Below are 8,708 nucleotides of genomic sequence, written 5' to 3'. Positions count from 1 at the left end.
CCGCCCCTCGAACCCCGGCGGGGGCTCCGCCCCCTGCACCCCTGCTCGGGGCTCCGCCCCGAACCCCGATCGCGCCTGAACGGCGCTCGTCCTCAGACGCCGGACGGGCTGAGGTGCCCGGCGCGGGCCAGCACCGAGCAGTTAAGGGGCGCGGGGAACTGCGCAAGGCAGGCTGGGCCACTCACACGGCCCAGCACCGGTCCTGCCAGGGGGCGCGGGGAACTGCGCAAACCCCGGGCCGGGCCAGTCCCGCCAAGGGGCGCGGGGAACTGCGCGAGAAGGGACCACGGCCCGCACACGACCGAGGGGTTAGGGGCGCGGGGAACTGCGCAAGGCAGGCCGGGCTGCGCATCCGGGCCGACACCAGCCCTGCCAGGGGCGCGGGGAACTGCGCGAAAAGCGAGCACGGTCCGCAGACGACCCGGGGTTTCAGGGGCGCGGGGAACGGCGCGACCAGCCACGTACGGCGCGAGGCCGAAGCAGAACCTGGGGTGGGCCCGCATCCGGGCATGCGGAAGTGCCCGCGCGCCGGGGGATCGCGCGCGGGCACTCGCTCGGGGCCCCCGGGAGGGGGCGGCTCGCAGGGGGCGGCTCGCAGAGGCACCCCGGGGGTCGCCGGCGGGGGTCACCGGCGGAGGTCGCCGGCGTAGGGGGCCATCCGCAGGGGCACCCCGTGCAGGCACCCCGTGCGGGCACCCCGCCGAGGGGGCCGCCCGCAGGGGCGAGAGGTCAGATCAGGTCGTCGCGGGTGATCTGGCGGTCCTGGATCTGCCAGGACCCCGCGACCCGCAACACCCGGTCCACACACAACGTGCTCGCCTTGATCTCGGGCCGCCCGCCCCGCGGCGTCTCGATGACCAGCGCGTAGCAGCGGGCGGTGACGGCGTCGCCGTCGACCCCCTCGACCGAGACCATGCCCAGCCAGTGGCGGCGCTGCACCCCGGCCTTGGCGTACGCCTCGGTCGCGGCGGCCGCCGCCGCGGTGATGGCCTCGCGTCCGACCGCCGGCACCGGCTGCGCGTTGGCGGCGAACACACCGTCCGTGGTGAAGGTCTGGGCCCACTCCTCGACCCGGCCGTCGTCGAGCAGGTGCATCTGCTGCGCGTAGAACTGCTGGATCTCCGTGTACAGCCCGGCGGTGGTCGCCTGCGGCAGCTCGGTGACGCTCATGGGGGTCCTCTCCTCCTGGAACTTCCTGCCCCCAGAGCATCGGCGCCGCGACTCGATCCGCGCTGGTGCCCCGGTGGGGGCCGACTCCCGGGCCCCACCCTCGGCACCCCGGCCCGCCGCCGGCCCGCCCCCGGCCCGGCCGCCCCGCCCCCCGCCAGGGATCCAGCCCCGCTCGATACCCGTTCGAGTGGCCCTGGGCACTTTGGCCGCGTACACCAACCCATCCGAGGAGATTCGTATGACTCAGCCCAAGGTCACCAGCGAGCGCCGGGTCGCGCTCATCACCGGAGCGACCAGCGGTATCGGTCTGGCGTCGGCGCGGGCGCTGGGCCAGGCCGGTCTCGCGGTGTTCATCTGCGCCCGCGGCTCCGAGTCCGTCGAGCTCACCGTGAAGGAACTCCGCGAGGAGGGCATCGAGGTCTCCGGCACCACCGCCGACGTGCGCAGCGCCGAATCCGTCAAGGAGCTCGTGGCCGCCGCGGTCGAGGCGTACGGCCGGGTCGACGTCGTGGTGAACAACGCCGGCCGCAGCGGTGGCGGCGTGACCGCCGACGTGTCGGACGAGCTGTGGGACGACGTCATCGACACCAACCTCAACAGCGTGTTCCGGGTGACCCGCGAGGCACTGAACGCGGGCGGCATGCGCGAGCGCGGCTGGGGCCGGATCATCAACATCGCCTCCACCGCCGGCAAGCAGGGCGTGGTGCTCGGCGCCCCGTACTCCGCGTCCAAGCACGGCGTGGTCGGCTTCACCAAGGCACTCGGCAACGAGCTGGCCCCGACCGGCATCACCGTCAACGCGGTCTGCCCCGGCTACGTCGAGACGCCGATGGCGCAGCGCGTGCGGCAGGGCTACGCCGAGGCGTACGACACCTCCGAGGACGCGATCCTCGCCAAGTTCACCTCCAAGATCCCGCTCGGCCGCTACTCCACTCCGGAGGAGGTCGCCGGTCTGGTCGGCTACCTGGCCACCGACACCGCCGCCTCCATCACCGCGCAGGCCCTCAACGTCTGCGGCGGGCTCGGCAACTTCTGAGCCGACCCGCAGCAACTCCCCGACCAGTAAAGGAATTTCCCGTGTCCGTGACCGGAACGAAGCACCACACCCTGCACAGCGTCGCCGTCGCCGCCCCCGCCGAGGTCGTGTACGGGATCGTCGCCGATGTCACCAAGTGGCCGCAGTACTTCGGCCCCAATGTGCACGTCGAGCACCTGGAGCAGGACGACCGCGCGGAGCGCATCCACATCTGGGCGACCGCCAACGGCGCCGTCAAGAACTGGATCTCGCGCCGCACCTTCGACCCGGAGCGTCTGCGGGTCGACTTCCGCCAGGAGGTCTCGACGCCGCCGGTGGCGGGCATGGGCGGCGCCTGGGTGGTCTCGCGCGTGGACGACGAGACCTCGCTGCTCGAACTGCACCACGACTTCGAGGCCGTCGACGACGCGCCGGACGCGGTGGACTGGATCAGCTCCGCCGTCGACCGCAACAGTGCGGCCGAGCTGAACAACATCAAGGAACTCGCCGAGCAGCACGCCCAGTTGGACGAGCTGGTCTTCATGTTCGACGACACCGTCCACATGAAGGCCGATGCCGCCGACGTCTTCGACTTCCTGAACCGGGCCGACCTGTGGCCCGAGCGCCTGCCGCACGTGGCCCGTCTCGACCTGACCGAGGACGAGCCCGGTGTGCAGGTCATGGCGATGGACACCAGCACCGCCGACGGTTCGGTGCACACCACCGAGTCGATCCGGGTGGTCTTCGCGCCGGACCGCATCGTCTACAAGCAGACCACCGTGCCGGGCCTGATGACCGCCCACACCGGCCGCTGGACCATCGTCGAGACCGCCGACGGCGTGGACGTCACCTCGCGGCACACCGTCACCCTGCGCACCGACACCATCGAGAAGTACCTCGGCGAGGGCAAGACGGTCGCCGACGCCCGCGCCTATGTGCACCGCGCGCTGTCCACCAACTCCACCAACACCCTGAAGCTGGCCCGCGGTTACGCGGAGGCGCTCCGTGGCTGACACGCTGCCCGAGGTGCCGGAGCGGCTCGACCAGCTGCTGTCCCGGGCCGCGGCCACCCACCCCGCGCGCCCCGCCGTCGTCACCGACGACTTCGCGATGGACTACGCCGCGTTCGACGCCCGGGTGACCGCGGTGGCCGCCGGGCTCCAGGCCCTCGCGCCCGAGCCCGCGGTCGTGGCGGTCGGCACGGTGCTGCACCCGGACGTGGCCGTCGCCTACTACGCGGCCGTGCGGGCCGGCCACACCGTGGCCGTGGTCAACCCGCTGCTGCGCGAGGACGACCTGGCCCATGTCCTCGGCCTCGGCGGGGCCCGGGTCGCCCTGCTCGACCCGGCTCTGAACGCACGTCTGGAGAACGTCCGTGACCGGCTCCCCGAGCTGCGCGAGGTGGTCCTGATCGGCGCCGGGACGGACGGCCTCGACTCGCTCGCCCGCGACACCCCGCCCGCCGCCCCGGCCAAGGTCGCCGACGACACGGCCGCGCTGCAGTTCACCAGCGGCACCACAGGCCGCCCCAAGGCGGTCCGGCTCAGCCACCGCAATGTGACGGTGAACGCCGCGCAGATCGCGCAGGCGCACCGCCTCGACGGCGGGTCGGTCGCCCTGAACCATCTGCCGACCTACCACCCCATGCACCTCAACTCGGCCGTCGCGGCCGGAGCGACGCAGGTCCTGTGCGCCTCGCCCGAGCCGTACGCGGCCGTGATGACCGCCAACCGGCACCGCGCCACCATCCTGTACAGCCTGCCGGTGCGGCTCGCCCGGCTCGCGGCCGACCCGGACCTGGACTCCGTCTCGATGACCTCGGTGCGGCGCATCGCCTCGGGCGGGTCGGGCCTTCCGGTGCCGGCCGCGCGCCGTCTGTCGAAGCGGTTCGGGGTGCCGGTGTTCCAGGGGTACGGCCTCGCCGAGACGTCCCCGCTGACCCACAGCGACGACCCCGACCACCCGGTGCACGGCTCGGTCGGCACCCCGGTGGCCGGCACCGAGTGCCGGGTCGTCGACATCGACTCGCGCGCGGTGCTCGCGCCGGGCGCCGTCGGCGAGGTGCAGCTGCGCGGCCCGCAGGTGATGCAGGGCTACGCGGGCGGCCCCGACGGCACCGGCCTGGAACCGGACGGCTGGCTGAGCACCGGCGACGTGGGCCGGATCGACGAGGACGGCCGCCTGTTCCTGGTGGACCGCCTCAAGGACGTCTTCAAGTGCGACAACTTCCTGGTCGCGCCCTCGGACGTGGAGCGCGTGCTGCGCCGTGACGAGCGGGTCGCCGACGTCGTCGTGGTCGAGCTGCCCGACGCCGGGCACGGCGCGGTCGCCGGCGCCCTGGTGGTGCTGGCGGGCGCGGGCGCCGACGCCCTCGCCGACGTCGTCGCGCGGGCCAACGACGCCCTGCCGTACTACCAGCAGGTGCGGGACGCGATCACGCTCGACGCGATTCCCCGGTCCGGCAACGGAAAGATCCAACGGCGCGTGCTGGCACAGGAGTTGCTGAGCCGTCAGCCCGTCGCGGGCTGAACCGCCGCACCCGGAGGGGCACGGCCCGGCCGGGGCCGACGGGCCCCGACACGGGCCCGGAAACACCGGAAACAGAAGGGATTCACCATGGAGTACCGCCGTCTCGGTGCCTCGGGACCGGTGGTGAGCCGGGTCGCGTTCGGGAACTCGCTGACCGCCGGCAACCAGTTGGACGACCGGGCCGCCACCGCCTGTGTGCGGGCCGCGCTCGACGCGGGCATCACCACGTTCGACACCGCGGACGCGTATGCCGAGGGCCGGGCCGAGGAACACCTCGGCCGGGCCCTCGCGGGCGTCGACCGGGACACCGTCGTGATCTGCACCAAGGTGGGCAGGGGCGGAGCGCCCGGGCCGGGCGCGCTGTCGCGCCCCCGCATCGCCGCGTCCCTCGACGCCTCGCTGCGCCGGCTCGGCACCGGGCACATCGATCTGTACCAGGCGCATCTGTACGACGACTCGACGCCGCTGGAAGAGACCATGGCGGCCTTCGCGGACGCCGTGGCCGCGGGCAAGATCCGCTACGTCGGCGTCTCGGAGTGGGCCGCCGACGAGATCGGGCGGGCCGCGCTGCTCGCCCGCGAGCTCGGCATCGAGTTGGTCTCCAACCAGCCGCAGTACTCGATGCTGTGGCGGGTGATCGAGGCCGAGGTGATCCCGGCGTCGCAGCCGCTCGGCATCGGGCAGATGGTGTGGTCGCCGCTGGCCGGCGGGGTGCTGACCGGCAAGTACCGGCCTGGGCAGCAGGCACCGGCCGGGTCGCGCGCGGTCGCCGCCAAGGGCGGTGACGTCTCGATCCAGCGCTACCGCTTCCTGTCCGACGAGGTCCTGACCGCCGTCGCCCGGGTCGCCGAGCTGGCCGCCGAGACGGAACTGACGCTGCCTCAGCTGGCGCTCGCCTGGGTGCTCCAGAACGCCCAGGTCGCCACCGCCGTCATCGGCGCATCGGCGCCCGGGCAGATCGCCCGCAACCTCGCGGCCACCGAGGCCGTGCTCGACCCGGACCTGCTCGCCCGCATCGACGCGGCCCTCGGCCCCGTCGTCGTCACCGACCCCGCTCTGACCCTGAGCCGGATGCTCCGCGCCAGGGCCGCCGCCCCCTCCCCCGCCATCCCCTCCCCCGCCACCCTCTGAGAGGTATCGCTGTGAGCACTTCCACGACCGCCAGGGAGATCCACCGGACCCGGGCCGGCATCGACGTCGACGCCCCGGCCGACACCGTCTACCGGGCACTGACCGACGTGGCCGACTGGCCGCTGCTCTACCCCTGGATCGCCCACACCGAGATCCTGTCGCGGCAGGGGCAGGACGACGAGGTGAAGTTCTGGGCGGTGCGCCCGGGCCCCGAGGGCGGCCTGCGCGTCTGGACCTCCCGGCGCACCCTGGACCCGGTGGCGCTGCGCATGGACTTCACCCAGCAGGGCTCGGTCGGCCCGATCAAGGAGCTCGGCGGCACCTGGGACTTCCTGCCCCGCCCCGACGGCGGCTGCCAGGTGGTCTCGGGCCACTGGTTCACCACCGACGCCGACCCGCAGGACACCGCCGGCGAGCTCGACCGGCACGGCGGGCTCCAGATGCGCACCCTGAAGGCCAGGACGGAGCAGCCCGCTTCGCTGACGTCGGACGTGATCAGGGTGGCCGACAGCACGGTGCTCGCGGGCACGGTGGCCTCGGTGCGCGCCCGGCTGCTCGACGCGCTGCCCGCGCGCGAGGGCCAGGAGAGCGCCTGGTTCGGCGCCCAGGACGGGGTGGCGAGCGTGCAGATCGAGCACGGCGGACACACCCTGGTCCAGAAGCCGCTCACCGCGCCGGAGCCCGCCGACCTCTACCGGCGCCGCTGGCGCCTGGCCGAGGCGGACGGCGGGGTCCTGGTGACGGCGGACGTGCTCGCGGTGGCCTCCACCGGACGCGACCGGGTGCTCGCCCTGGCCACCGGCGACGTGCGCTCCGCGCTCGCGCTGGCCGGGCAGCGATGACCGCGGCCGCCGAGGAGGTCCGTGCCGGGGCCCGCGCCGACGAGGAGCACCGCAGTGACGTGTGCGTCGTCGGGGCGGGCCCCGCCGGTCTGACCCTCGCCCTGCTGCTGCTCAAGTCCGGGCTGCGGGTGACGGTGGTGGAGCGTTCGCGCTCGCACCAGCGGGAGTTCCGCGGCGAGATCCTCCAGCCGGGCGCGATGACGGTCCTGGACCGGCTCGGGGTGCTGGCGGGCGCCCGCGAGCGCGGCTGCCACGAGCACGACCGCTTCCGCCTGGTGGAGCAGGACCGGGTGCTGCTCGACATCGACTACCGCGCGCTGCCGGCCCCGTACGACCACCTGCTGTCCATCCCGCAGTCCCACCTCCTGACCGAACTCCTGCTGCACTGCGCCGCGTTCGCCGACTTCACGTACGTGGACGGCTGCCGGGTCAACGCGCTGGTGCGTGACGAGCGGGGCCGGGTCACCGGCGCCGCCGCCGACGGGCACGTCTTCCACAGCAAGGTCGTGGTCGGCGCCGACGGGCGGTTCTCCAAGGTGCGCCGGCTCGCCGGGATCGAGGCGGGCCGCAGCGAGGCCTTCGACCAGGACGTGCTGTGGTTCAAGCTGGACCGCGGCGAGCCCGAACCCAGCCATGACGTAAGGGTGTTCAGGAGCGCCGGCACCAGCCCGGTGCTCGCCTACGGGTCCTGGCCCGACCGGATCCAGGTCGGCTGGACGCTGCCGCACGGTGGCTACAAGGCCGTCGTCGCCGAGGGGCTCGGCCACGTCAAGGCGCAGCTGTCGAAGGCGGTGCCGGCCTACGCCGACCTGATCGACGCGCAGATCACCTCGCTGCGCGACCTCAGCCTGCTCGATGTGTTCTCCGGGCGCGCCGAGCGCTGGGCGACCGACGGCCTGGTCCTGATGGGCGACGCCGCGCACACGCACAGCCCGATCGGCGCGCAGGGCATCAACCTGTCGGTGCAGGACGCGGTCGTGCTGCACCCGCTGCTCGTGGAGGCGGTGGGCCGCGGCGACGCGAGTGCGGCGTTCCTCGGGCGCTTCGAGGAGCGCCGGGCCCCCGACATCGCGACGATGATGCGGCTCCAGGGCATGCAGTCCAAGGCGATGCTGTCGACCGGCACGTTCGCCACCCGGGTGCGTCCCAAGCTGGCGGCCGTCGTCAAGCACACTCCCCTCTACCGCAAGGTGCTGCGCACCATCGCGTTCGGCAACCCGTCGATCGAGGTGGCCGAGGGCCTCTTCAACGACCGCTGACCGCGGGCCCCGTACGGCGGCCGCACGAAACACGAAAGGCGGGCCGGGTCTCACGACCCGGCCCGCCTTCGGTGTGTGCGGTGGTTCAGACGGCGACCTCGGTGCGGGCCGAGTCGACGACCGCCTTGTAGAGGCCGCCCTTCACCTCGGCGTGCACGGCCATCGTCCGGGCGTCGGCGGCCATCTCCGGGCTCTGCAGCACCGGCAGGTAGGCCTGGGGACCGCTCCACCAGCCGATGTTGACGTACGCGCCGGTCTCCCGGTTGGAGTGCACCAGCTGGTGGCCGAGGAAGCCCTCGTGGCTCTTGACGAAGGACAGGTGGCCGAGGAAGGAGCCCTCGAACGCCTGCTGGTCGGCGCCCTCGCGCAGGGTGAAGGTGGTGAGGGCGACCGCGGCGTCCGCCGACGGCACCACGAGCTCGCCGAGCCCGTCGCCCGCGCTCTCGCCGGCCAGGACCGGACCGTGCACGCTGGTGATGGACGCCAGGAAGACGAAGCGGCTGCTGACGGCGGTGAAGAACTGCCAGTCGCCGACGACGGTGCGGTGCGCGTCGGCGTCCCGCCACCAGGTGAGGATGACGAAGTTGTCGGGCTCCTTGATGCCGCGCAGCAGCGCGGTGCGCAGCAGACCGTCCTTGGCGGCGACGGCCTCCTTGTACTTGAGGTACGCCTTCTCGAACTCGGCGCCCTTGGCCTTGTGCTTCTCCTTGAGGACGAAGTGGGCGACCGCGACGACGGGGCTGTTCTCGCTCATGGGGTGTG

8 protein-coding genes are annotated in these 8,708 nt (G+C 73.3%); 6 read left to right on the top strand and 2 right to left on the bottom strand.

Annotated elements, in window-relative coordinates:
* Positions 1-729: 729 nt before the first annotated feature.
* Complete coding sequence (locus tag ACGF3I_RS19230; RefSeq protein WP_393133510.1) at positions 730-1,170, bottom strand: nuclear transport factor 2 family protein; 441 nt, start codon at positions 1,168-1,170, stop codon at positions 730-732.
* A gap of 238 nt (positions 1,171-1,408) precedes the next feature.
* On the opposite strand from ACGF3I_RS19230, the gene fabG reads away from it, so the two are divergent.
* The 6 genes from fabG to ACGF3I_RS19200 all read left to right on the top strand — a co-directional run bounded on the left by fabG (position 1,409) and on the right by ACGF3I_RS19200 (position 7,946).
* A complete protein-coding gene (gene fabG / locus ACGF3I_RS19225; protein ID WP_393133508.1) occupies positions 1,409-2,206 on the top strand; it encodes a 3-oxoacyl-ACP reductase FabG in 798 nt (265 codons plus the stop codon).
* Between the two features lie 41 nt (positions 2,207-2,247).
* The gene (locus ACGF3I_RS19220; protein WP_393133506.1) at positions 2,248-3,198 is read left to right on the top strand and encodes an aromatase/cyclase; all 951 of its coding nucleotides are present in this window, start codon (positions 2,248-2,250) and stop codon (positions 3,196-3,198) included.
* The gene (locus ACGF3I_RS19215; protein WP_393133504.1) at positions 3,191-4,714 is read left to right on the top strand and encodes a class I adenylate-forming enzyme family protein; all 1,524 of its coding nucleotides are present in this window, start codon (positions 3,191-3,193) and stop codon (positions 4,712-4,714) included. Before ACGF3I_RS19220 ends, ACGF3I_RS19215 begins: the two co-directional genes overlap by 8 nt.
* 87 nt (positions 4,715-4,801) lie before the next feature.
* Entirely contained in the window at positions 4,802-5,845 is a 1,044-nt protein-coding gene (locus tag ACGF3I_RS19210) for an aldo/keto reductase (protein ID WP_393133502.1), read from the top strand.
* 11 nt (positions 5,846-5,856) lie between these two features.
* Complete coding sequence (locus ACGF3I_RS19205) at positions 5,857-6,687, top strand: SRPBCC family protein (RefSeq protein WP_393133500.1); 831 nt, start codon at positions 5,857-5,859, stop codon at positions 6,685-6,687.
* Positions 6,684-7,946: an FAD-dependent oxidoreductase gene (locus ACGF3I_RS19200; protein WP_393133498.1), complete on the top strand. Its 1,263-nt coding sequence runs from the start codon at positions 6,684-6,686 to the stop codon at positions 7,944-7,946. The genes ACGF3I_RS19205 and ACGF3I_RS19200 overlap by 4 nt, the downstream gene beginning before the upstream one ends.
* Before the next feature lie 85 nt (positions 7,947-8,031).
* Here ACGF3I_RS19200 and ACGF3I_RS19195 read toward each other — a convergent pair whose 3' ends face one another.
* Positions 8,032-8,700 (bottom strand): antibiotic biosynthesis monooxygenase, encoded by a 669-nt coding sequence (locus tag ACGF3I_RS19195; protein WP_393133497.1) that lies wholly within the window; start codon positions 8,698-8,700, stop codon positions 8,032-8,034.
* Between the last annotated feature and the right edge of the window lie 8 nt (positions 8,701-8,708).

Origin of the sequence: Streptomyces sp. NPDC048111, assembly GCF_043202815.1 — a bacterium.
Classification (GTDB): Bacteria; Actinomycetota; Actinomycetes; order Streptomycetales; family Streptomycetaceae; genus Streptomyces.
Note: the sequence above shows the minus strand (reverse complement) of the source record. Positions and strands in the feature narration are given on the sequence as shown.